The sequence below is a fragment of the Gluconobacter roseus NBRC 3990 genome, from assembly GCF_006538885.1.
Classification (GTDB): domain Bacteria; phylum Pseudomonadota; class Alphaproteobacteria; order Acetobacterales; family Acetobacteraceae; genus Gluconobacter; species Gluconobacter roseus.
Map to the genome: position 1 here is coordinate 564,045 of NZ_BJLY01000001.1, position 24,263 is coordinate 588,307.

At 59.6% G+C, this 24,263-nt stretch carries 24 protein-coding genes; 19 read left to right on the forward strand and 5 right to left on the reverse strand.

The features are described from left to right. Positions 1-14 precede the first annotated feature (14 nt). Positions 15-2,414 (forward strand): TonB-dependent receptor, encoded by a 2,400-nt coding sequence (locus GRO01_RS02415; protein ID WP_062508692.1) that lies wholly within the window; start codon positions 15-17, stop codon positions 2,412-2,414. A 64-nt stretch (positions 2,415-2,478) separates the two neighbouring features. Here GRO01_RS02415 and GRO01_RS02420 read toward each other — a convergent pair whose 3' ends face one another. After that, a complete protein-coding gene (locus GRO01_RS02420; protein ID WP_062508694.1) occupies positions 2,479-3,348 on the reverse strand; it encodes an ATP-binding protein in 870 nt (289 codons plus the stop codon). A 119-nt stretch (positions 3,349-3,467) separates the two neighbouring features. Between GRO01_RS02420 and yajC the strand changes: the two genes are divergently transcribed. After that, on the forward strand, positions 3,468-3,812 hold the full coding sequence (gene yajC / locus GRO01_RS02425; RefSeq protein WP_024716829.1) for a preprotein translocase subunit YajC: 345 nt from the start codon (positions 3,468-3,470) through the stop codon (positions 3,810-3,812). Positions 3,813-3,902: 90 nt separating this feature from the next. On the opposite strand, the gene GRO01_RS02430 is transcribed toward yajC, so the two are convergent. Together GRO01_RS02430 and GRO01_RS02435 are read right to left on the reverse strand one after the other, a co-directional pair. Beyond that, a complete protein-coding gene (locus tag GRO01_RS02430) occupies positions 3,903-4,511 on the reverse strand; it encodes a superoxide dismutase (protein ID WP_011253320.1) in 609 nt (202 codons plus the stop codon). Positions 4,512-4,579: 68 nt separating this feature from the next. After that, complete coding sequence (locus GRO01_RS02435) at positions 4,580-5,452, reverse strand: NAD(P)-dependent oxidoreductase (protein WP_062508812.1); 873 nt, start codon at positions 5,450-5,452, stop codon at positions 4,580-4,582. 80 nt (positions 5,453-5,532) lie between these two features. Between GRO01_RS02435 and msrP the strand changes: the two genes are divergently transcribed. Together msrP and msrQ are read left to right on the forward strand one after the other, a co-directional pair. Then, positions 5,533-6,471 carry a protein-methionine-sulfoxide reductase catalytic subunit MsrP gene (gene msrP / locus GRO01_RS02440; protein ID WP_062508696.1) on the forward strand — a complete coding sequence of 313 codons (939 nt, stop codon included), beginning with the start codon at positions 5,533-5,535 and terminating at the stop codon, positions 6,469-6,471. Next, complete coding sequence (gene msrQ / locus GRO01_RS02445) at positions 6,471-7,097, forward strand: protein-methionine-sulfoxide reductase heme-binding subunit MsrQ (RefSeq protein WP_231490207.1); 627 nt, start codon at positions 6,471-6,473, stop codon at positions 7,095-7,097. Before msrP ends, msrQ begins: the two co-directional genes overlap by 1 nt. 24 nt (positions 7,098-7,121) lie before the next feature. Here msrQ and GRO01_RS02450 read toward each other — a convergent pair whose 3' ends face one another. Together GRO01_RS02450 and GRO01_RS02455 are read right to left on the reverse strand one after the other, a co-directional pair. After that, positions 7,122-7,685 carry a uracil-DNA glycosylase family protein gene (locus tag GRO01_RS02450; protein WP_062508698.1) on the reverse strand — a complete coding sequence of 188 codons (564 nt, stop codon included), beginning with the start codon at positions 7,683-7,685 and terminating at the stop codon, positions 7,122-7,124. Then, positions 7,682-8,290 carry a LabA-like NYN domain-containing protein gene (locus tag GRO01_RS02455; RefSeq protein WP_062508700.1) on the reverse strand — a complete coding sequence of 203 codons (609 nt, stop codon included), beginning with the start codon at positions 8,288-8,290 and terminating at the stop codon, positions 7,682-7,684. The genes GRO01_RS02450 and GRO01_RS02455 overlap by 4 nt, the downstream gene beginning before the upstream one ends. A gap of 200 nt (positions 8,291-8,490) precedes the next feature. Between GRO01_RS02455 and rpoZ the strand changes: the two genes are divergently transcribed. The 15 genes from rpoZ (at position 8,491) to lpxD (ending at position 24,191) form a co-directional block, all read left to right on the forward strand. After that, positions 8,491-8,886, forward strand: a complete 396-nt coding sequence (gene rpoZ, locus GRO01_RS02460) for a DNA-directed RNA polymerase subunit omega (protein ID WP_024716831.1) — start codon at positions 8,491-8,493, stop codon at positions 8,884-8,886. A gap of 36 nt (positions 8,887-8,922) precedes the next feature. Beyond that, complete coding sequence (locus GRO01_RS02465; RefSeq protein WP_062508702.1) at positions 8,923-11,220, forward strand: RelA/SpoT family protein; 2,298 nt, start codon at positions 8,923-8,925, stop codon at positions 11,218-11,220. Positions 11,221-11,224: 4 nt separating this feature from the next. Then, a complete protein-coding gene (gene acpS, locus GRO01_RS02470) occupies positions 11,225-11,677 on the forward strand; it encodes a holo-ACP synthase (protein ID WP_062508711.1) in 453 nt (150 codons plus the stop codon). A 30-nt stretch (positions 11,678-11,707) separates the two neighbouring features. Continuing rightward, positions 11,708-12,502, forward strand: coding sequence for a signal peptidase I (lepB, locus tag GRO01_RS02475; protein WP_083541329.1), 795 nt, complete (start codon positions 11,708-11,710; stop codon positions 12,500-12,502). After that, a complete protein-coding gene (gene rnc / locus GRO01_RS02480) occupies positions 12,499-13,233 on the forward strand; it encodes a ribonuclease III (RefSeq protein ID WP_062508715.1) in 735 nt (244 codons plus the stop codon). The genes lepB and rnc overlap by 4 nt, the downstream gene beginning before the upstream one ends. Positions 13,234-13,258: 25 nt before the next feature. Next, a complete protein-coding gene (gene era / locus GRO01_RS02485) occupies positions 13,259-14,146 on the forward strand; it encodes a GTPase Era (RefSeq protein WP_062508817.1) in 888 nt (295 codons plus the stop codon). A gap of 111 nt (positions 14,147-14,257) precedes the next feature. Further along, positions 14,258-14,998, forward strand: a complete 741-nt coding sequence (pyrH, locus tag GRO01_RS02490; RefSeq protein WP_062508717.1) for a UMP kinase — start codon at positions 14,258-14,260, stop codon at positions 14,996-14,998. Positions 14,999-15,110: 112 nt separating this feature from the next. Further along, positions 15,111-15,632: a ribosome recycling factor gene (gene frr, locus GRO01_RS02495; RefSeq protein WP_062508819.1), complete on the forward strand. Its 522-nt coding sequence runs from the start codon at positions 15,111-15,113 to the stop codon at positions 15,630-15,632. Positions 15,633-15,727: 95 nt separating this feature from the next. Then, positions 15,728-16,408, forward strand: a complete 681-nt coding sequence (gene uppS / locus GRO01_RS02500) for a polyprenyl diphosphate synthase (protein WP_062508820.1) — start codon at positions 15,728-15,730, stop codon at positions 16,406-16,408. Next, positions 16,405-17,256: a phosphatidate cytidylyltransferase gene (locus GRO01_RS02505; protein WP_062508718.1), complete on the forward strand. Its 852-nt coding sequence runs from the start codon at positions 16,405-16,407 to the stop codon at positions 17,254-17,256. The genes uppS and GRO01_RS02505 overlap by 4 nt, the downstream gene beginning before the upstream one ends. Next, positions 17,249-18,466, forward strand: a complete 1,218-nt coding sequence (gene dxr / locus GRO01_RS02510) for a 1-deoxy-D-xylulose-5-phosphate reductoisomerase (RefSeq protein ID WP_062508720.1) — start codon at positions 17,249-17,251, stop codon at positions 18,464-18,466. The genes GRO01_RS02505 and dxr overlap by 8 nt, the downstream gene beginning before the upstream one ends. Further along, the gene (rseP, locus tag GRO01_RS02515) at positions 18,459-19,559 is read left to right on the forward strand and encodes an RIP metalloprotease RseP (RefSeq protein ID WP_062508722.1); all 1,101 of its coding nucleotides are present in this window, start codon (positions 18,459-18,461) and stop codon (positions 19,557-19,559) included. The genes dxr and rseP overlap by 8 nt, the downstream gene beginning before the upstream one ends. A gap of 171 nt (positions 19,560-19,730) precedes the next feature. Further along, positions 19,731-22,166, forward strand: a complete 2,436-nt coding sequence (gene bamA, locus GRO01_RS02520) for an outer membrane protein assembly factor BamA (RefSeq protein WP_062508724.1) — start codon at positions 19,731-19,733, stop codon at positions 22,164-22,166. 52 nt (positions 22,167-22,218) lie between these two features. After that, positions 22,219-23,121 carry an OmpH family outer membrane protein gene (locus GRO01_RS02525; RefSeq protein ID WP_174787390.1) on the forward strand — a complete coding sequence of 301 codons (903 nt, stop codon included), beginning with the start codon at positions 22,219-22,221 and terminating at the stop codon, positions 23,119-23,121. 11 nt (positions 23,122-23,132) lie between these two features. Next, a complete protein-coding gene (lpxD, locus tag GRO01_RS02530) occupies positions 23,133-24,191 on the forward strand; it encodes a UDP-3-O-(3-hydroxymyristoyl)glucosamine N-acyltransferase (RefSeq protein ID WP_062508726.1) in 1,059 nt (352 codons plus the stop codon). The last annotated feature ends 72 nt before the right edge of the window (positions 24,192-24,263 follow it).

Here is a 24,263-nt window from a genome sequence, read left to right on the forward strand (position 1 = left end):
GAGTTTCGGCCACGGTGCGAACCAGATCCCTGCTTCTTTCCTCCATCGCACTGTTTGCAGTCCGTCAGTCGGCTCTGGCGGCTGATCCTCATGTCGTTCACCATCACCCGACATCTAAGGACAAGGCTACCGTCACCGCATCTGCGCCGACCGCGCAAGGTCGGAAGACTGCCGCGCCAGCCCGCCACCGCACGACGGAACTGGATGCCCATGCGACGGAAAGCGTGGCCGTCACCGGGCGCCAGCTGACCGGACGTGACGCCGAGCAGGCCGTCTCCAAAGCCATCATGCGCCAGTATGTCCCCGGAACCAGTGCCTACAAGATGCTGGACCGCACGCCGGGCGTGAGCTTCACCTCCACCGATCCGTTCGGAATCGACAGCTTCGGTGCCAATCTCTACGTCCGCGGGTTCTTCATGAACCAGATGGGCGTCACGGTGGATGGCGTGCCGCTGAACGATCAGACGTACCAGTCCGTCAGTGGCATGAGCCTCGCTTCTGCCATCATCCCCGACGACATCCAGTCCATGCGTATGTCGCAGGGTGCGGGCTCGGTCGAACTGCCTTCGACCAACACGCTGGGCGGCACGATCCAGATCGGCTCATCGGATCCCGAGGACAAGCGCGGCGGCAAGGTCAGCCAGTCCTTCGGCAGCTACGGCTCATACCGCACCTATGTCCGTCTGGACTCCGGCAAGCTGAACCCGACCGGCACGAAGTTCTACACGTCCTATGCCCGCACCGATGAAGGCATGTGGATGGGGGGCGGCGACCAGTTCATGCAGCAGGTCGATGCCAAGCTCGTCCAGCCGATTAATGAACGCAGCCGCATGTCGGCCTTCTTCAACTGGTCCAGCCTGGCCCAGTGGAACTATCCGGATACGTCCATCGGGATCCTGAAGAACCTCGGCTGGCGCACGCCGCATCTCTATCCGAATTACGGTCTGGCCTACGGGATCGCTAACGGGACCAGCGCGCTGCCGGCCGGTTACGGGAATGTGCCGGGCATCGATGGCTCCAATATCGCCATGTATGACGGTGGCCAGGCCGAAACCAACTATATGGGCGGTCTGCACTTTGACCTCGCCCTGACCGATCACCTGACCTGGAACACCACGATCTACGGTCACAGTCAGACCGGCTATTACAGCTATACGGACTCGGACGATCCCTCACCGAACGGTGCGCCGTTCTCCGAAGAAGTCTGGCAGAACCGTCAGGAGCGTTACGGCCTCGACACCAGTCTGCGTTATAAATGGGGCCGCCACACTTTCGAGGGCGGCGTCTGGTATGAGAACAACAACCAGCAGGCAGGGCTGTTCAATTACCAGCAGCCGCTTCTGGGGCAGGGTGCGCCGCTCAAGGCCGTTGGGCCTTATGACGTTTATGGGCCGGCCTTCCTCGAAGGCTACAACTTCCAGTGGACCACGAACGTCATGCAGTTCCACCTGCAGGACAGCATCCAGCTTGCCCAGGGCCTGACGCTGCATGCCGGTTTCAAGTCCATGACGGCCACCACGTCCGGCGGTGCGCAGTACAACAATGCCGATTGGACAGGCGCCGACGCCCTGCCGAACGGCTCCCTGACCGCCTCACAGGCCTTCCTGCCGCACGTCAATCTGGACTGGCACATCAACCGCCATCACGAGATCTATGTGGACGTGGCCGAGAACATGCGCGCCTATGAAGTCTCGGCCTATGGCGTGGCGAACTCGGTCTATTCCGTGCAGGATCAGGCCACGTTTCAGGCCCAGAAGAAGTCTCTCGAGCCGTCCAAGGCCTGGGTCTATCTCGGTGGCTACCGCTATACGTCGAAATACCTTCAGGCGAACGCTACCGTCTATCACGCCAGCCTGATCCATCCGATCCTGGCGGCCGCGGTCGGCTCCCTGACCAATCCGGTCTCGCAGGTCATTGATTTCGGTCATATCTCGATGACGGGTGCGAATGGCGACATTACCATCACCCCGATTGATGGCCTGAGTATCAGCAACAACCTGAGCTACAACAAGGGCACCTACGACCGGAATGTTGATACGGTCGGCGGCTATTACGCGCTGGCGGGCAAGAATATCGTCAACTATCCGGCGTGGATGTACAAAACTTCCGTGGCCTATAGCTGGAAGGGCATGACGGCGCATTTCGATGCGAATTACTACAGCCGCCGTTACTACAGCTTCATGAATGACACTTCGATCGGCGGTTACTGGCTCGCCAATGCGGGTGCGCAGTACCGTTTCGGCAAGCTGAGTGTCCTCAAGGACGTCACGGCAAGCTTCAACGTCTATAACCTGTTCAACACCAAATACATCTCCATGATGGGTGAGAACGATAACCCCGCCGTGGGTGACTACCAGTCCATGGAGCGCGGTCCCGTCCGCGAATTCTTCGGCACCATCAGCGCGTCGTTCTAACAGGCGCACAACAAAAACGGCGGGGACTGTGCCCCGCCGTTTTTTGATTCAAACCAACTGTTTTTCAGCCCTGCGGGATACCAAGTTCGGCGCTCAGATCGCTGATGAACTGCGAGGCCACACGGCCGGACCGGCTGCCGCGCGCCATCGCCCATTGTAGGGCTTTCCGGCGGAGTTCATCGCGCGGAACCGGCAGCCTGTAATAAGCCGCATACGCTTCGACGATCGCCAGATAATCGTCCTGCGTTGCGCCATACAGCCCGATCCACAAACCAAAGCGGTCCGAAAGCGAGACCTTCTCCTCAATGGCTTCCGACGGGTTGATCGCACTGCCCGTCTCGTTTTCGATCATGTCGCGCGGCATCAGGTGACGCCGGTTCGATGTGGCATAGATCAGGACGTTCTCGGGACGCCCACCGATTCCGCCATCAAGCACGGATTTGAGCGACTTGTAGTCCGCATCCTGACTCTCGAACGACAGGTCATCACAAAACAGGATGCAGCGGCGCTTCGTGGTGCGCAGGACGGCCAGCAGCTTCGGCAGCGAAGACAGCTCGTCACGCTGGATCTCGATCAGCGCAAGTGTCCCGCCACCCTTCGCCCGCTGTTCCTCGTTCACAGCCGCGACGGACGCCTTCACCAGTGAGGACTTGCCCATCCCGCGCGCGCCCCACAGCATCACATTGTTCGCGCTGAAGCCTTCGGCGAAATGCCGGGTATTGGTCATGACCTGATCCATCTGCCGCTTCACGCCCTGAAGCAGCGACAGCGGCACGCCCGAAACCTTCTCCACCGGGGTCAGAACGCCCAGAGCGGCCTGCCACAGAAAGGCGTCATGTCTGTGCAGGATGTCCGCACTCGGTGGGGGCGGGCTCATCCGCTCCAGACTATCGGCAATACGTTCGAGAACACTGAGCAGGGCATGGTCGGTCATGGAAAACGGTCCCGGAACGAAAGGAGTTGAGATCAAAAGACATCGGCGCCGTGCTTGACGGGCAGCCCCCGGACGATATGGTCCCCGCCAGCTTCACTCAAGACTGGACCCTTACATCCATGAGCAGTCTGTTCATTTCTTCCGCCCAGGCCGCCGATGGTGGTGGCCTGCTGTCCAATCCGCAGGTGCTTCAGTTCGCCCCGATGATTTTTATCTTCGTGGTGTTCTATTTCCTGCTCATCCGCCCCCAGCAGCAGCGCGCCCGCAAGCTGCGTGACGAGCAGGGCTCCCTGCGTCGCGGTGACCGGATCGTAACGGCCGGCGGTATCGTCGGCGTCGTGCAGGCCACCCGTGATGACAGCGACGAAGTGGATGTCGAGATCGCCCAGGGCGTACGTGTGAAGATCGTCCGCAGCACGATCACGAACATCATGCCGCGCGACAAGCCCGCCAACGATTCCTGATCCGGTCTTCCAAAAGGCCCGTTCATGCAAAACGCCCCGCCCGGAAAACCGGACGGGGCGTTTTTTTTATTCTGATGAACCCGGAAGGGATCAGGCAGACTTCAGCTCGGCTTCCGCGAACTCGTAGTTGGCGAGCTTGTCCAGATAGTTCGTGATGTAGTCCGGACGACGGTTGCGGAAATCGAGGTAATAGGCGTGCTCCCACACGTCGAGGCCCAGCAGCGCCTTGCCCTGACCTTCGGCCAACGGGTTGGAGCCGTTTGCCGTCTTCGTGACAGCCAGCTTGCCGGACTTGTCCAGCACCAGCCAGGCCCAGCCGGAGCCAAACTGCGTCGTAGCAGCCTGCTTGAAGAGCTTCTTGAACTCTTCGACGGAACCGAAGTCTTCAGCGATCTTTTTTTCCAGACCGGTCGGGATCTGACCGCCCTTGGGGGACAGATTCTTCCAGAACAGGATGTGGTTCCAGTGCTGGCCTGCGTTGTTGAAGACCGGAGCGATCTCGGGCTTGCCGTAGGAGAATGCGATGATCTCCTCAAGCGTCTTGCCAGCCAGCTCCGGCTTGCTCTCAACAAAACCGTTCAGCGCCGTGACATAGGCCTGATGGTGCTTGTCGTGATGCAGTTCCAGCGTTTCCTGGCACATGCCGGCACCGGCGAGAGCGTTTTCTGCGTAGGGCAGGGGGGGAAGTTCAAAAGCCATGATGTCACTCCTTGGCAGAATAAGACGAGGAGACCACCCTCAGGGACGGTCGCTCCTGCATATCGTTCTCATTTATGGGGAAGATTGGCAACGCTGTGTTCCATCGCACCGATGAGGGCCGAATAATCCTCATTTGCGTGCTGACGGTTCGAAAGGGCCAGTGCTTGATCGGCAACCGCCATGCCCGGCATGAATGCGCCGACCTTACGCCCGGCATCCAGCAGCAGTCCCATATCCTTGGACATGAGCCGGGTCGGGAACTGGGATGGGAACTCGCGGTTCTGGCCCATCTTCAGCTTGCGTTTGTGATGCGGGCTGACAACGGCCACCTGCTGGAGCGTCTCGAACACGACATCGCGATCCAGCCCTGCGGCAAGCCCGTAGGTCACACCTTCTGCGATGATGTTGAGCGTGGCGCCCATCACACCGTTCACGACCAGCTTCAGTCGTGCCGCCGAACCGGCAGGACCGGCATGGATCGTCAGTTTTCCAATTACGTCCAGGACCGGCTGGGCGCGCTTGACCACGGCATCATCGCCGCCGACCAGCATGACCAGATCACCCGTCTCGGCTTCAGGCGTGCTACCGGACATGGGAGCGTCGAGCAGTGAAAACCCATGTTCGGCAGCAAGCCTTGCGAAAGCGTCGGCCTGATCAGGAGAAACAGTAGACGTATCAAGGATAAGTTTGTCGGGTGTCAGTCCGGCAAGAGCACCGTTCTCACCATGAAGCGACTGGTTTTCCGCAGCGTCATTCGGCACACATAAAATGATGACATCCGCTGCTTCCGCGATGGCACGTGGCGATGGCAGCATTTCCGTCTCGTCTTTGCCGCCCGACGGGGCGAACGCCACAACCGGATAACCGGCTTTCCGAAGATTGGCCCCCATGCGCTGGGCCATGGCACCGTAACCGATAAAACCGATCTTTGGACTGGACATGGAAACTGGCTCCTTGTGATGCGTTGCAACAGATTCACGCATCATGGGTGCCAGAGTTTCGCAAAATCCGGAAATTGATCATGGTGCTTTTTCGCTATCCCCGTCCTCTGCCATCCGAGATCACTCCAAAGGAGATGTATCTCTCCCGGCGCAGTCTCATCGGCGGGGCCACAGCCCTGGGGGCGCTGACGACTGCGGCCCGTGCCGCCGCGCTTCAAACGCATTCCGGGCCCTATTCGGGGAGCCTCACGCCAACGCCTCACGATGACGTGACCCACTACAACAACTTCTATGAATTTGGTATGGACAAGGGCGATCCGGCTGCACATTCGCAGGACTTTCATCCGCTGCCATGGACGCTCGAAATCACCGGACTGGTCCGAAAGCCTGTTCGGCTGGACATCGACCAGCTTTTGCATTCTCCGGCGATTGAAGAGCGCATTTACCGCATGCGCTGCGTGGAAGCCTGGTCCATGGTGATCCCCTGGGATGGCATTCCGCTTGCATCCCTTCTGAAGGACGCGGACCCGGACCCCAAAGCCACACATGTCGCTTTCGAGAGCGTTCTGCGCCCGTCAGAAATGCCCGGTCAGAACGAAGGTCTCTCAGGCATTCAGTGGCCTTATGTCGAGGGATTGCGGCTGGACGAAGCCATGAATCCGCTGACCCTGCTGGCGCTAGGAATCTATGGTGAGACCCTGCCGAACCAGAATGGCGCCCCCATCCGCCTCGTTGTTCCGTGGAAATATGGCTTCAAGGGCATCAAGTCGATCCAGCGCATTCGTCTGCTGGACCATGAGCCACCAACGACGTGGAACAGACTTGCTTCGGACGAATACGGCTTCTACGCCAACGTCAATCCACAGGTCGATCATCCCCGCTGGAGTCAGGCGACGGAGCGCGTTATCGGGTCACATTCCCTGTTCGGTGCCACGCGACAGCCGACCCTGATGTTCAATGGTTACGGTGAGCAGGTCGCAGATCTGTATCGCGGCATGGATCTGCGGAAAAACTTCTGATGCCGGCTGACGAAGCGCGCGTCATTTCTCCTATGGGCGCAAAACTGAAGAAGCACTGGCGTGTCGTTTTTTATCCGCTTGGCATGACACCGGCGCTCTGGCTCGTCTGGCAGGGTCAGCACGGCGCACTTGGTGCGGATCCGGTCAACGTCTTTGAGCGGTCACTGGGCCTGTGGGCTTTCCGACTTTTGCTGGTCTGTCTGGCTCTCGCACCATTGAGACGTTTCACTGGCCTGAACCTGCTCCGGTACCGGCGCCTGACCGGCCTGCTGGCCTTTTTCTATGCCAGTCTGCATCTGCTGGCCTATGCCGGGCTGGACCACGGATTTGACTGGTCTGTGTTATGGACGGATGTCACACACCGCTATTTCATCATTTTCGGAATGAGCGCGCTCTTCATGCTCATCCCGCTGGCGCAGACATCCAACATGTTCTCCATGCGTCTGCTAAAGCGACGCTGGAAGCTCCTGCACAGTCTGATCTTTCCAGCCGCTGTTCTGGCTGGAATACATTTCTTCCTGTCCTTCAAGACGCTGAACAGTGTCTCCGCACCGTACCTTGCGGCATTGGCCATCGTCCTGCTGAGCCGCTTCCTGCCGCGTTTTCAGGCAGGAAGCAGGCTCTAGACAACAGTTTTTCAGCAGAAAGGTTCAGGCTGTTGGACGTAATGCTGCGCGGATCTTGGGGGAGAGTTCCGTCAGCGCCGAACGACGCTGGGCCAGCATGTCGGACGGGAAGGGCTTTGTCGGGAAATGACATCCATCTGCCAGAAGCAGCCCATCGGGCAGGTGGGTAATTTCGCCGGGCCGGAAATCCAGTCGCGAGAGCGGAATTCCGCAAGCGCCCAGAACAGCAATATGGGCGCTGATCCCGAGCGTCAGGACCAGCTTGAGTCGGTGCATATTCTGCAGCTCCGTACAGAGCGCGGCGCTGCAGACTTCCAGCTCGGCAGGCAGAGCCAAAGGCTGGGGAGAAAGCGGCTGCATGACGGTCGTAATCCGCCCGACGATGGAGTCCGGCCCGGCATTCGCAGCATCAAAAACGATCTGGTTGGCCTTCAGAAAGGACCCCAGAGTGCTTGTGGCTTCTTCCGGATCAAGACAGACGATCAGCAGTTCTGCCGATAATGGCCCGATGCCCGGCCGTACACCTTCCGACGAGGCAGGAGGTGAAGGCGGTGCGGTGATCGTTCCGGTAGAAGCCCGAAGTGTCATGAATCGCTGGTCTCGTCACTGTTGATATCGGCCGGATGACGAACGGGCCCCTGCCGCGTGGAATTGCGCGGCTCTGCCTGACGGCGTGTGAACGACGGCGCAATATCTGCCAGTTCAACGAACTGGTCTGCCTGACGTCGCAGGTCGTCCCCGATCATCGGGGGCGTCGAGCGCATCGAGGAAATGACCGTAACCCGGACCCCGCGCGCCTGCACCGCTTCCACGGCGCGCCGCAGGTCGGAGTCACCACTCACGATCACGGCATGATCGAGACGGCCGGCCTGCTCCAGAAGATCCACTGTCAGTTCGACATCCATGTTTCCCTTGATACGCCGTCTTCCTGAATGATCCGTAAACTCCCGCGCATTTTTCAGCACGAGATGATAGCCGTTATAGGCCAGCCAGTCGGTCAGGGGACGGAGAGGGGAATAATCGTCCGTCTCGGGCATGGCGGCGTAATAAAAGGCACGCTGGAAAAGACATTCGGATTCAAACAGTTTGCGCAGGCTGCGGAAATCGACTTCGAAACCTAGGTTGCGGGCTGCGTGGTGGAGGCTGGCGCCGTCGATGAAAAGGGCTGTGCGTTCGTTCTGGCGCAGAAGCATAATGGTAATCCTGGTATGTAAAATGTTTTCCCCTGTGCGACAGGGGCAAAAGCTGCCTTCCAGCTGCGAACGAGCTTGGATGCACTCAGGTTCAATTCCGGAGGTGAGGCAGGTGCGGATTGCAATCGCATGAACCGCATGTTATTGCCAGCATTCTCTCTTATTTTATTCCTTAGTCTTACCCGAAGGGGGCCTGTCGCATGGCGCGCGTAACCGTCGAAGATTGCATCGAGAAGGTTCCTAACCGTTTTGAACTGGTTCTGCTCGCTGCCCAGCGTGCACGCGGCCTGTCGCGCGGTGAGGAAATCCGTCTGGATCGTGAAAACGACAAGAACACGGTCGTTGCCCTGCGCGAAATCGCCGAAGACAAGGTGAGCCTGCCCGTCCTTCGCGAAGGCATCATCCGCTCCTTGGCCCGTGCGCCGGAGCCGGAGCCTGTTGACGAAGAAGTGCTGGATCTTATCCCGACGGACCAGAACATTTTCGGTCTGCAGGATGTCTCCACCGAAGAAGAACATGCTCATATGGCCGAGAACATGTCCGCTGATGAAGCGGCAGCCATCGAAGCCGAACTGGGTGGCCGGGGTCGCCGCTGATTTCTGCCAGGGTTCATTGAAAGGAGGACATGCTTCATGCCTGATGCATCTCCTCCAAATGCGCTCTCGCCCGTAGCATCCGGCGATTTCAAACCGTCCATTGCCGGACTGCTTAGACGGATTGAAAGCTATGATCCGTCTGCCGATCTGTCCCGGATCGAAGCCGCCTATGATGTTGCGGCCAATGCCCATAATGAGCAGCGCCGCGATAATGGCGATGCCTACATCACTCATCCCATCGCTGTCGCCAATATCCTTGCCGGTTTCCGCATGGACGCAACGTCCATCATGGTGGGTCTGCTTCATGACACTGTTGAAGATACCGGCGTCTCCTGTGACTCCCTGAAAGCCCGTTTCGGCGAGGATGTTGCGGCTCTCGTCGATGGCGTGACGAAGCTCACCCGGCTTGAACTTCAGTCCGACCGTACCAAGCAGGCCGAGAACTTCCGCAAGCTCGTCCTGGCCATGTCGCGGGATATCCGTGTTCTGATCGTCAAGCTGGCCGACCGTCTGCACAACATGCGCACGTTGCATTATGTGCAGCGCACGGATCGCCGACAGCGTATCGCGCGCGAGACCATGGATATCTATGCGCCTCTCGCCGAGCGTATCGGTATGGATCGCGTCAAGACGGAGCTTCAGAACCTTTCCTTTGCCCAGCTTGAGCCCGAAGCCGACGCGACGATTCGAGCACGCCTGAACTTTCTGCGCGGGCAGGGGGCGGACGTTATCGAGCAGGTCCGTCAGGAACTGATGGCCCTGTGTGCCGAAACCGGGATCGACAAGGTCGAGGTTACGGGACGTGAGAAATCGCCCTATTCGATCTGGGAAAAGATGCAGCGCCGGAACGTGGCGTTCGAACAGCTTTCAGACATCATGGCGTTTCGTCTGCTCGTGCCGACGCGCGATGCCTGTTATATGGCGCTTGGAGCGATCCACGGCGCTTATCCGATGATCGCCGGGCGCTTCAAGGATTACATTTCCACGCCCAAGGCCAACGGATACCAGAGCCTTCATACCGGCGTGACCCTGCGTCATCCGCGCAACCAGAAGATCGAGGTCCAGATCCGGACCGCGGAAATGCACGATCTGGCTGAAAACGGTGTGGCGTCGCACTGGGCCTACAAGGAACATGCGACCCCGAGCGAGCGCGAAGCCGCTGCCCTGTCGTCTGCGTTCGGCGCTCCGACCCGCAAGCTGCGCTGGGTCCAGGATCTGCTGGAAATTCTCGAAGACAGTCAGGCTCCCGACGAGTTTCTTGAGAACACCAAGCTCGAGCTCTATCAGGACCAGGTTTTCTGCTTCACGCCCAAAGGGCAGCTGATTTCCCTGCCGCGCGGCGCAACGCCCGTCGATTTCGCCTACGCCGTGCACAGTCAGGTCGGCGATACCTGCGTGGGTGCGAAGGTCAATGGTCGCCTGATGCCTTTGCGGCATGAGCTGCAGAATGGTGATCAGGTCGAGATCATGACGGCCCGTGGCGGCACGCCATCCCCGTCCTGGGAGCGCTTTGTCGCAACCGGCAAGGCGCGTGCCCGTATCCGGCGTTTCGTGGCGCAGCAGCAGCGTCAGGTCCATCTGGATAACGGCCGTGCTGCCATTGCCAAGGCCTTCCGTCAGGAGGGTGTGGACGGTTCTGAAAAAGTTCTCGACGGAATTCTTAAGGAACTGCGTCAGGCATCGGTGGAAGACCTGTACGTCTCGGTTGGAAACGGTCAGCTTGGCCCCAAGGATGTGGTCAATACGGCCTATCCGGAACTGCGTCAGAGTGTGCGTGCGCCGAGAATGGTGCCGGGCCTGTCTCCGCGTTTCGGCCAGTCCCTCATGCTCGGCGCAGGGCATGCGGGCTCCAAGAACACGGCCGCCCATTCAGGCAGTACGATCAAGGGAATCGGTTCAGGTATCGCCGTCAGCTTTGCGGGATGCTGCCGTCCGCTGCCAGGTGATCCGATCGTCGGGATCATCGCGCAGGGCAAGGGCGTGACCATCCATCGCCGCGGCTGCCAGAATCTGTCCAGCTTTGCCGATACGCCCGAACGCTTTCTGGAAGTGGACTGGGATTACGAGGCCCTTGGTCGCCGTCAGGGTGCGGAGCCTTATACGGCCCGTCTGTCCGTTGTGGCGGCCAACGAGCCTGAAGTCCTTGCGACGCTGACCAATGTTGCGGCCAAGCACAATGGCAGCGTCATCAACCTCAAGATCGTAAACCGCCAGCTCGATTTCATGGAAATCCTCGTGGATCTTGAAGTGAAGGATCTGCGCCATCTGTCATCCCTGATCGCAGCGTTCCGCACGGCTGTAGGCGTCATGCAGGTCGAGCGCGCCAAGGGATGAGCACGTGATCCTCGGCATGGGAACGGACCTGTGCATGATCTCGCGTATTGAACAGAGTGTCGAACGTTTCGGTGACCGCTTTCTCAAACGTGTTTTCACCGAGACTGAGCGAACCCACGCTGACCGCCTTTCGGGCGCTGCGCGGATGGGCAGCTATGCCAAGCGCTGGGCCGCGAAGGAAGCCTGTGCAAAAGCGCTGGGAACCGGTTTTGCAGAGGGCGTTCAGCTTCAGGACATCGGGATCTGTAATGGCCCGAGCGGCGCGCCCGAACTGCGCCTTTCAGGCGGCGCGCAGAAGGCCCTTCAGCGACTGACGCCAGCAGGACAGGACACACAGCTTCTTGTCAGTCTGACCGATGATCCTCCCTTCGCTCTTGCGCAGGTCATTATCCAATCCGTTCCTCCGGGATCGACTGCACCGATTGAAGCGCTCGCCAACGCCGTCAAGCTGCGTTAAGAGCGTCTCATGACCAAGGAGAACAGGCCCGTGCAGGGTTCAGAAAGTGCTGGCGACAAGCCCGCACGCCGCGAAGAGACGCTGGGCGAGAGCATCCGCTATTTCTGCGTGCTGCTTCTGGCTGTCTTCGCCGTGCGATCGCTTGTAGTGGAGCCTTTCAATATCCCGTCCGGCTCGATGATCCCGACGCTTCAGATCGGCGATTTCGTGCTGGTTTCGAAGTTCAGCTACGGGTACTCGCGCTTCTCGTTCCCGTTCTCCCCGAATGTCTTCAGCGGCCGGATTCTAAGTTCCGAGCCTCATCGTGGTGATGTTGCGGTTTTCCGTTTCACGCGTGATACGTCGGTGGATTACATTAAGCGCATCATCGGCCTGCCCGGCGATCATATTCAGGTTACGGGCGGCAAGCTGATCCTCAATGGTATCGAAGTCCCCCGTACGTCACTGGGTCACTACGAAGTTTTAGACGAAAACAACCGTCTTCTCAGCGGCGACCGCTACCGCGAGAGCCTTCCCGGCAGTGCTGGGCGTCCGACCGTCGAGCACGACATCCTCAAACTGACGGATGAGGGCTTTGCCAACGACACGCCTGAATATGTCGTGCCGGAGGGTTCCTTCTTCGCCATGGGCGATGATCGTGACGACAGTGCCGACAGTCGTTTCCAGGGCGATGGGCCGGAGGATCTGGGTTTTGTCCCCATGCAGAATCTCGTTGGTCGCGCGCCTATCGTCCTGTTTTCCATGGATATGCGGCATCCGGCCTGGCAGTTCTGGTACTGGCCGACCGAGATTCGCTGGAACCGTTTTCTGCACTCCGTCACATGAAACTCACCTCTTCAGAAGCCCTTGTCTCCATGCAAACGGCGCTTGGGCATAAGTTCTCAAAACCCGAACTGCTGAACGAAGCTCTCACGCATCGTTCAGCAGTTTCCGGGCGTGATCCCCGCCGCTCGCGTCGGAACCAGCGTCCCAAGGGCAGCGGCTCAAACGAGCGTCTCGAATTCATCGGGGACCGGGTTCTCGGTCTGCTGATGGCCGAATGGCTGCTGGAACGCTATCCCGACGAACAGGAGGGGGCTCTCGGTCCCCGTCACGCCCATCTGGTATCGCGGACCGTGTTGGCTGAAATCGCCGATCAGGTCGGTCTTTCGGCCTCGCTCCAGATTTCCCCGCATGAGGAAGATGCCGGCATCCGGCGCCTTTCCAGCATCCGTGCAGACGCGATGGAAGCCCTTCTTGGCGCGCTCTATCTGGATGGCGGTCTGGAGCCGGCCCGCCGAGTGGTGCGCCAGTACTGGCAGTCCCGCATCGACAGCGCCGACCGACCTCACAAGGAACCCAAGACGCTGCTGCAGGAATATATGCTCTCGCAGGGTCTGCCACTTCCGAACTACGAGCTCCTGTCTTCGGAAGGCCCATCCCATGCGCCCGTGTTCCGCGTCAGTGTCACTACCAAGGGGTATACAGGGACGGGAGAAGCCGGCAGCAAAAGACTGGCGGAAAGTGCCGCGGCGACTGCGCTATTGAAACTCCTCGGTCAGAATGTGGCATCCTGAGATGCCATCAACAAAGGATCAGAACATGACCACGCGCTGCGGTTTCGTGGCTCTCGTCGGCGCCCCGAACGCGGGGAAGTCCACCCTGCTCAACCGGATTGCCGGAGCCAAGCTGTCCATCGTCAGTCCCAAGGCCCAGACGACCCGTTTCAGGACGCTCGGCATCGTCATGCAGGACAATGCCCAGATCATCCTCGTGGACCTGCCGGGCATCTTCAAGCCGCGCCGCCGTCTCGACCGGGCCATGGTCAACGCGGCGTGGTCGGGTTCGCAGGATGCGGATCTGACTCTGCTGCTGGTGGATGCAAAATCCGGCCTGCGCGAAGATGTCCGTGAGATCATCGCCAAGCTGTCTGAAAGCAAGGGCCGCATCTGGCTTGTGCTGAACAAGACGGATCTGGTGGAGCGTGGTGAGCTGCTGCCCCTGACACAGGAAATCAGCGGCCTCATCAAGGTCGAGCACGTCTTCATGCTGAGCGCCCGTTCGGGCGAGGGCGTCAGCGACCTGATGGCGCGTCTGGCGACCGAGCTGCCCGAAGGTCCTTTCCTTTACCCTGAAGATGACCTGACCGACCTGCCGGATCGTCTGCTTGCCGCCGAACTGGTCCGTGAGCAGATCTTCATGCAGACGCATGAGGAAATTCCGTATCAGGCCACTGTCGAGACCGAGAGCTTCAAGGAGCGTCCGGACGGATCGGTGCGGATCGAGGTGACGATCTATGTTTCCCGTCCCGGGCACAAGGCCATCCTGATCGGGGAGGGAGGCCACAAGATCAAGTCCCTCGGCGCCCGGGCCCGTATGGAACTTCAGGAGCTTCTGGACCGCAAGTGCCATCTGTTCCTGAACGTCAAGGAACGGGCAGGATGGGACGAGGAAAAGGCCCGTCTGCGCGCCATCGGCCTCGACGACTGAAAAAGGCAGGTGCCGGGATGTTCGAAATCCGGCATCCTGACATCGCTTGTTCCAATCCCGCCACGTCTGTATGACAGGCGCACGTCAAGACACATCCAGCCAGAGACGGGCATGATGACCGAAAATCGAGAACAGAGCCCCTCCTACAAACGCGTCCTGCTCAAGGTGTCCGGTGAGGCACTCATGGGCGACGGACCGTCAGGGGTAGACCCCGTAATGGTGGACATGGTTGCCGCCGATATCGCCGAAGTGGTGGCTTCCGGAGTGGAAGTCTGCCTCGTCGTCGGCGGTGGCAACATCTTCCGCGGCCTTGCAGCCGCAGCCAAGGGTATGGACCGCGCGCAGGGCGATTATGCCGGCATGCTGGCAACCGTCATCAATGCGCTGATGCTGCAGAACGCGCTTGAGCGTCGCGGCATGGAAACGCGCGTGATGACGGCAATCCAGATGGCCGCCATTGCCGAGCCCTATATCCGCCGCCGCGCCGTGCGCCATATGGAAAAGGGCCGCGTCGTCATTTTCGCAGCCGGCACCGGCAACCCGTTCTTCACGACGGACACGGCCGCAGCCCTCCGCGCCAATGAGATGGAATGCGATGCGCTCTTCAAGGGCACGCAGGTGGACGGTGTCTATTCCGCCGATCCGCGTCGTAACCCGGACGCCCAGCGTTATGACCAGTTGACCTATCTTGAGGTGCTGGCCCGCGACCTGAACGTCATGGACGCAGCCGCAATCAGCCTCGCTCGTGAAAACAGATTGCCCATCGTGGTCTTCAACATGCATGCTCCCGGCTCCTTCAGTGCCGTGATGCGTGGGGAAGGGCTCTTTACCAAGATCATCGAAGCGGACTGAGCTCCGCATTTTCAACGAAATCCTCAGGATTGATCCTGAGAACCAGTCGAACTGAAAGGAACAGCCCGTGCCTGCTGACCTGAATGACCTTCTCGCCGATCTGACCCGCCGAATGGATGGTGCGATCGAAAGTCTGCGCCGGGATCTCTCCGGCCTGCGCTCCGGCCGTGCCAGCCCGAACCTGCTGGAGCCGGTGCGTGTTGAAGCCTATGGCTCTGAAGTCCCGCTGTCACAGGTCGGTTCCATCGCCGTGCCTGAAGCCCGCATGCTGACTGTCTCCGTCTGGGACCGTACGGTCGTAGGCGCTGTCGAGCGTGCCATCCGCGACAGCGGCCTTGGCCTCAATCCGGCTACGGACGGCCAAACGGTCCGCGTCCCCATTCCGGCCCTGACCGAGGAGCGTCGTAACGAGCTTGCCCGTGCCGCCAGCCGTTATGCAGAAAACGGCAAGATCTCCGTGCGTGGCGTGCGTCGTGACGGCATGGAGCAGACCAAGGCGCTGGAAAAGAAGAGCGACATCAGCCAGGACGACATGAAGACCTGGACCGACGCCATCCAGAAGCTGACAGACCAGTACATCAAGAAGGTGGACGACATTTTCGCGGATAAAGAACGCGAGATCAAACAGGTCTGATCGCTCATTTGTCCGCAGGTCCTCTCCCCCGTCGCGACCGTAGCGTCGCCTCCCCAACAGGAGGCGGCGTGAGCGTCGTTCCCGTCCATATCGCCATGATCATGGATGGGAACGGCCGCTGGGCGCGTGCGCGCAAGCTTCCCGTGGCTGCCGGTCACCGTCAGGGTGCGGAATCCGTGCAGCGATGTGTCCGCACGGCCATCCGTCAGGGTGTGCGTTATCTCACGCTCTATGTGTTCTCATCCGAGAACTGGCGCCGTTCGTCCGAGGAAGTCGGAGACCTTACTTCCCTGCTGCGCTTTTACCTGCGCCACAAGATTAATGAATTGCATGTCCAGGGTGTGCGCCTGCGGGTCATTGGTGAGCCGGAGCGTTTTGAAAGCGCCCTGCGCGAAGAACTGCGCCGTGCAGAAGCGCTGACCCTGCACAATACGACCCTTACCCTGACGCTTGCGTTGTCCTATGGAGGACGCGCCGACATCGTTCAGGCTGCCCGGCGTCTTGCTGAAGACGCCGTTGCCGGGAAGATCACGGCCGAGAGCATTAATGAGACCATGCTCGATGATGCACTTCAGACGTGTGACATGCCCGACCCGGATCTTGTCATTCGCACCAGCGGCGAGTGTCGTCTCTCCAATTTCCTGCTCTGGCAGAGCGCCTATGCCGAACTGGTCTTCATGGACGTGCTCTGGCCTGATTTTGGCGAGGCCGAATTTCTTGAAGCCCTTGCCCGCTTTGCCAGCCGCCAGCGCCGGTTCGGCGGACGGCCGGCATGAGCGCCGCCTCCGCCAGATGGTCAGACCTGCGTCTGCGCCTGCTTTCCGCTGCGGTGCTGATCCCAGTTGCAGCCTTCTGCATCTGGACAGGCGGCCCGGTCTATGATGGCCTGATCCTGCTGGCGATGTTCGGCCTGGTCTGGGAGGGTGAAACCCTTATCCGCCAGCCGCTGAAAACGTGGCGTGGCATCCTTCTGCTGGCCTGGCCTGTCATTGCCGGTCTCGCTGCCCTGAAAGGGGAGTGGAGCGCTGCGTTCTGGATGATCTGGCCCACGCTGATCTTCGGTTTCCCAGCCAGCGTTCCTGTCGTCATTGCCATTATCGGTGGCCTGTCGCTCCTGTGGCTGCGTCACCTGCCTTTCGGAATGGCCTCTGTCCTTTTCGTCCTGTCCGTCGTCATCGCAAGTGACAGCTTCGCCTATCTGACGGGACGCATTTTCGGTGGGCCCAAACTGGCTCCCTCCATTTCTCCCGGAAAAACGCGCTCCGGCGCGATCGGCGGTCTTTTCGGGGCGGCGCTGGCCGGTGGGTTGGTGGCCTGGCTGACTGTACCCGGCACCCAGTGGGGCGGCCTGATCTGCGGGGCTGTCCTGGGTATTTTTTCCCAAAGCGGCGACCTGCTGGAAAGTGCTGCCAAACGGCGCCTTGGCGTCAAGGACTCCGGCCGCCTCATTCCCGGGCATGGCGGCCTTCTGGACCGTTTCGATGGCCTTCTCGCCGCGGCTCCTGCCGCAGCCCTGCTGTCGCTTCTGGTGGCGGCGCAACCTTTCTGGTCCATTCTTCCTGCAGATCTGACTGGCGGCTCTGCACATCCATCCATTTCTCAGGGGAGCTTTTCTCATGACTGACGGTTCTGCACGTCGTCGCATCACGGTGCTCGGCAGCACCGGCAGCATTGGAACGTCCACGGTCGATCTGCTCGCCCGTATTCCGGACCAGATCGAAGTGCGCGCGCTGGTTGGTGGCTGTAACGCTGCCCTGCTCGCCGAACAGGCCAAGCGTCTGAATGCCGAAGTCGCCGTCATCCATGATGAACGCCGCCATGAAGAGCTGAAATCCTGCCTCGCTGGCACGGGTATCCGGACTGCCGCAGGTCGTCAGGCCGTCATTGAGGCCGGCGCCATGGAAGCCGACTGGACGATGGCGGCCATCACAGGGGCTGCCGGTCTGGAGCCGACACTTGCCGCTGCCCGCAACGGTCATGCCGTGGCTCTTGCCAACAAGGAAGCTCTTGTCTGCGCCGGTGACGTCATGCTGCGTGCCGTAGCCAAAGCGGGTGCCACGCTTCTGCCCGTCGATTCGGAACACAACGCCATTGCGCAGTCTCTTGGTGGCTGTGACATGGACAGCGTCGAAAAGATCATCCTGACGGCTTCAGGCGGCCCGTTCCGCAAGTCCTCCATTGAGGAAATGCGCGCCGCTACGCCTGAAAAGGCCCTGAAGCATCCCACATGGTCGATGGGTGCCAAGATCACGATCGACTCCGCCTCCATGGCCAACAAAGGACTGGAAGTCATCGAGGCAGCCCGCCTGTTTGGCCTGACAGAGGATCGGATCGACGTTCTGGTCCATCCCCAGTCCGTCGTGCATGGTCTGGTGCAATTCCGTGATGGCAGTCTCGTCTCCCAGATGGGCTCGGCCGACATGCGTATCCCCATTGCACATACGCTTGCATGGCCCAAGCGCATGGCCACGCCTTGCGACCGTCTCGATCTGGCCGCTTATGGCCGGCTGGAGTTCGAAGCCCCTGATGAAGTCCGCTTCGCCCCCCTGCGTCTCGCCCGACAGGTCTTGAGGGCAGGGGGGGCTGCGCCGGCAGTCTTCTCAGCCGCAAACGAAGTTGCAGTTGATGCCTTCCTGAACCGCCGTATCGGTTTTCTTGGCATTGGTGAGACAATTGACGCTGCCCTACAGGCCATGGACGAAAATCCCGAACTCACGACTCTCGCCGAGGTGTTACATTGGGACGCGCGCGGCCGGGCTCTGGCTGAAGCGCATATCCTTCGCGAAAGCGGCCACTTGCGAAATGATGTGAGCGAGACCGCCCTGAATGCATGATCTTTTACGCACTATTCTGGCCTATGTCCTGATCCTAGGCATTCTCGTTTTCATTCATGAACTCGGGCATTACCTTGCCGCGCGCTGGCGTGGTGTGAAGGTGGACACCTTCTCCATCGGTTTCGGTCCTGCCATCCATCGCTGGCATGACAAATCCGGTACTGAATGGCGGATCAGCGCCATTCCACTTGGAGGCTTCGTCAAACCGCACGGTTTTGAGGGCCCTGAGGACGCAACTGATGAACAGAAGGCCGCCTGGATTCCAGGCCGCACGTTCCATGACAAGCCGGTTGGCTCTCGGGCACTCGTCATCATCATGGGGCCGGTCTTCAATTTCATTTTTGCGATTCTGGCTTTCACGGTACTTTTTGCAGTTGTCGGCAAGCCCGAAATCCATGGTGACATTTCCCAGGTTACTGCCGGAAGTCCGGCGGAACATGCAGGCGTAAAACCCGGTGATGTCATCACCAGCATCGGTAATACGCACATCTTCGGTGCCGAGGATGTCATGTCCACCGTTGCGGCTCATCCCGGTCAACAGACTGTTCTGAGTATCCATCGCGGAACCGAAGATCTGACCCTGCCAGTGACGCTGGATACCCTGAAAAATAATGGTCACGAGATGGGAAGCCTCGGTGTCGCCTTCGCGATTTCGCGGGGCAGACCTGTCTCGCTGCCCTCTGCTTTCATCATGGGAATGCAGGAAACCTGGGACAAATCGGTCATGACGCTTGAAGGCGTCTGGCAGATCATCAGCGGCCAGCGAAGCGCGAAGGAACTGGGGGGCACGATTCGCATCGCGCAGCTTTCCGGGCAGGTCGCAAGTTACGGTCTGGCCAGCATCATTTCCTTCATGGCGCTGCTTTCCATCAATCTTGGCCTGATCAATCTTTTCCCAATTCCGGTGCTCGATGGTGGTCGTCTCGTATTCTATGTCTGCGAAGCGATCCGCGGCCGGCCGGTCTCCAGAAGGGTCCAGGAAGTCAGCATGCAGGTCGGAATGGCCCTGATCGGCGCGCTTTTCCTCTTTTCGACGGTCAATGATCTGACCAACATCGGACTGTTTCACTGGCTCTTTCACGCGGTAAGCTAAATATTCTGAAAAGACTTGTGATACAGTTGAACACGTCAGGGCATCTTGCGCGGGGTAGGGGTTATCGGATACCTCCGCCAATGGCGTGACGTGTCAGTCGCCTGCAAAAAATATGTTACAAGGAAAGCCGGTTTGTCAGGATCACGGTCAAGAGGTTCCCGGTCTTCGAACATGCGTCTGATGCTGCTTGCATCAGCCTGTCTGCTACCGGCCGTCCTCGGAGCGGCACAGGCACGTTCCGTTCGTCATCAGGCACCGGCAGGGGCCTCTGCTTCAGGTGGAAACATCATCCAGGCTATCTCGGTCAAGGGGAATACCCGGATCGAGACGAGCACGGTGCTGTCCTACATGGTTGCGCAGCCCGGTGATACGTTCAATCAGGACGACCTCGACCGTTCACTGAAGACGCTCTACGCCACCGGCCTTTTCAAGGACGTGACGCTGCATCGCGACGGCAATACGCTTCTCGTGGATCTCGTCGAGAACCCGATCGTCAACCGTATCGTGTTCGAAGGCAATCACGCGCTGAAGGACGAAGATCTCCGCAAGGAAATCAGCCTACGTCCCCGCGCCGTATTCTCGTCCGAAACGACGGCCGCCGACCGTCAGAAGATCCTGAACCAGTACGCTGGCAAGGCCCGTTTTGGTGCGACCGTCACGCCGCAGATCGTCAAGCTGTCCCACAACCGTGTGGACGTGGTCTTCAATATCAATGAAGCTCAGCAGACGCTCATCAAGAAAATCGTCTTCGTTGGCAATCATGCGTTCAGCGAAGCCCGTCTGGCGCAGGTCATCTCGTCCAAGGAGACGATTTGGTATCGCTTTTTCTCGTCTTCGGATGAATACAATCCGGAACGCGTGAAGTACGACGCCGAGCTTCTGCGTCGTTTCTACCTGCATAACGGCTTCGTCGACTTCCATATGGTCGATGCGACCGGCGAACTCGCGCCTGATCACAAATCTTTCTACATCACCTTCACGCTTCATGAGGGTGACCGCTATCGTCTGGGCAAGATGGATGTGCGCTCCAGCGTCCGTCACGTGACGCCGGAAATGCTGCGCCCGCATGTCGAGCTTTTCCCGCACCAGTGGTATGACGGCACGGCGATCCAGAACAACACCAAGAACATGCAGGAGTGGCTTCAGGCCACGGGGCATCCGTTCGCCATGGTGCGTTCGGAAATCGCCCGCAATCCTGAAAAACACCTCGTCAACCTGCTGTTCGACGTGACCGAAGGTCCGCATGTCTATGTCGAGCGTATCGACATTAACGGCAACACCATCACCCATGACGATGTGATCCGCCGTAACCTGCCGATGGCCGAAGGGGACCCGTACACCCCGTTCGACCGGAAATATTCCAAGCTGGGTCTGCAGGATCTCGGATATTTCAGCTCTGTCTCCGTCGACCAGACGCAGGGGTCTGCCCCTGATCGTGTCAACGTCTCCGCCAACGTGGTCGAGAAGCCGACAGGCGAATTCTCCCTCGGTGGCGGTTACTCGACGGACGTCGGTATTCTCGGTAACGCTTCGATCAAGCAGCATAACCTGCTCGGAACGGGTGTGGATGCCGGTATCTCGGGTACGGTTGCTTACTATGAAAAGCAGGCTGATATCTCGATCACCGATCCGTACTTCCTGAACCGGAATCTCGTGGCCGGTGCCGACTTCTACTTTATTCAGAACAACTACCAGACATATCAGAGCTATAAAGAATCCCAGTACGGCATGAGCCTGCGCTTGGGTTATGCCTATAACCGGTATCTGTCGCAGTCTTGGAACTATACGCTCGTCGATCGTCAGGTCGGAAATTTCTACGATCAGGCTGCTGTTGCAGCAGACCCAAGTCTGATCCAGTGGGTTCCGTCGATCTATGTCCAGCAGTCGGCCGGCTGGTCGCTGCTTTCACAGCTGAGCACGTCTGTGACCTATGACCGTCGTGACCGCCGCATGAATCCGCATTCGGGTTACATGTTCAAGGTCGGCGGTGACTTTGCCGGTATTGGTGGCAACTCGAAATATGCCCGTGTGAAGGCGGATGGTGCTTATTACCTGCCGCTTGACGATCTGACCGGCAACCATGACTGGACGTTCCAGTTCAAGGGCGGTGTCGGTTATATGGGCGACTGGAGCTCCAGCGGCAATCGTAACATCATCGATAACTTCTATCTTGGTGGTGAAAATCTGCGAGGCTTCCTGCAGGGCGGTGTCGGTCCGCGTTCGGGGCATCTCAAGATCAACGGTGTCTATATCCCGGCTCAGGGCCAGGAAGATCTGCTGGGTGGCCGTTTCATGTATACGGCCTCGGCACAGCTTAACTTCCCGCTGCCTATGGGTGACGATCTGGGGATTTCAGGGCGTGGCTTCATCGACGCCGGTAGTCTTGCCGGGGTTCGCGTCAAGCATCTTTATACCAACCGCCTGAACGACGGCGACAACTACACCCCGATTACCGGTGACAACCTGATCCCGCGTGTGTCGGGTGGTCTCGGTGTGTCATGGAAGAGCCCGTTCGGTCTCGTCAACATCGATGGCGCCGTGCCGATCCGCAAGGAACATGGTGACCGTCTGTATCCGCTGCGTTTCGGTTTTGGCCAGCAGTTCTGAACTGTTCGACACCTTGCCGTCCTGTTCTTCAACCCCTTCCCAAGAGGTGGTCATGACCTTTACTTCCCTGATGCGCACGGTTTCGGCCGGCGCGCTTCTGGCTGCGACGATTCTTGTCTCCACACCGGGCGCCCAGGCCCAGGCCGCTGGTGGCAATGGCGGATGGTTTGTTCCCAAGGCCGCTCATCCCGACGCCCCGGCACCGCGCCCGGTGCCGCGTCGTGTTCCGGTTTCCGCTCCTGAAGACGAAGATGATTCCGCTCCGGCCGAACAGCAGCAGGCTCCTCCGGTCCTTCCGCTGCCTCCGATCCCGGCGCCTCCGACTATCGCCAAGGCTTCGCCTCCGCCGGCAGCCGTGATCGGCGTGATCAACGTCCAGGCCGTCATGCAGATCTCCAGCGCATGGCAGGAAATCCAGCAGGTTCTCGGCGCCCGCCGTGACCGTCTGGCGCAGGCCGTCCAGCGTGAGGAAGCCGCATGGCGTGGCGAGCAGCAGAAGCTGCAGGCCCAGGCCCGTACCCTAACTTCTGACCAGATCCAGCTGCGCGAACGTCACCTTCAGGAGCGTCGCGCCAAGGATCAGCATGATTTCGGCAATCAGGCCCGCGTCATTCAGGAGGCCGCTCAGGTCGCCATGCACCAGATCGAGCGTGAACTGGAAGAGCCTAATGGTATCATCGCCGCGGTCGCTGCTGCCCATAATATGAACCTGATCCTGCACGCAGAGCAGGTCGTGCTGCATGTTGGCGGTCAGGACATCACGGAGGAAGTTGGCACGCAGCTCAATAAGACGCTGCCGCATGTCTTCATTCCCGATGATGGTGTGGATCCCGAGCAGCTTGCCCGTTCTGGCAAAATGCCCACCACGGCCGATGAACAGCGACAGGCCCAGGGGCCCCAGCAGGAGCCTGCGGCTGCCGCACCGGGTGAGTCCGTTCTTCGCCAGCATCACTGAGGCGACAGATCGTGTCTGACATTTCTGCGAATGAAAGCCGCCCTGGTGACAGCCGCTTTTTCCAGCGCTCCGGACCTTTTGGTCTGGAACGTCTGGCAGAGGTGTCAGGGAGCACCATTGCTCCTGCCGCATCCGGGAAGGGGCTTTCCGAGTTCCGTGGCGTAGCTCCTTTGCATGTCGCGGGACCCGACGAAGTCAGCTTCCTCGACAATCGCCGCTACCTGCCGCTTCTGGCTGAAACAAAAGCCGGTGCCGTCATCCTGTCTCCGGCTTTTTCAGACAAACTTCCGCCTGATACGGCAGGACTGGTCTGCAAGGCGCCGTATCTCGCCTGGGCCCGCGTTGCCACGCTGTTCCATCCCGCTCCGGCCTCCACGGGCGCTCGTCATCCGACGGCCTGGATCGCAGATGACGCCGAGATCGGTGAGAATGTCGAAATCGGCCCCTTCGCCGTGATTGGCAGCGGTGTCCGTATTGGTCGTGACACCATTGTCGCAAGCCATGCCAGCATCGGCCAGAGCGTCGAGATCGGTGCCCGATGCCGCATCGGAGCCCATGCTGCTATTTCCCACGCCCGGATTGGTGATCGCGTAACCCTTTATCCCGGCGTTCGCATCGGTCAGGATGGATTTGGTTTCGCGGTTGGTCCCGAAGGCTTCGAGACGGTACCGCAGCTTGGTCTGGTCGTGCTGGAAGATGGCGTGGAAATCGGTGCGAATTCGACCATTGACCGCGGTTCCATGCGCGACACCTTCATCGGTGCGGGCACACGTATCGATAACCTTGTGCAGATCGGTCACAATGCCCGTCTGGGACGCTGCTGCATTGTCGTCTCTCAGGCCGGAATTTCAGGCTCCACGGAACTGGGTGATTTCGTCACCATCGCGGCACAGGCCGGCCTGATCGGACATATCAAGATCGGCTCGAAGGCCCGGATTGGTGCACAGTGCGGTGTCATGTCGGATGTTGATGCCGGAGCCGATGTCATCGGCAGCCCCGCAATGCCGTTTCGCGAGTTTTTCCGGAATGTCGCCACTCTGCGCAAACTTTCCCGCAAAAGCGGCGACTAGCCCTTCTGCGGCGCGGATGGTAACTCCCCCCCCAGGTTTGCTAAGGGAAGCCATTCGCGCTGCCATAAGGCA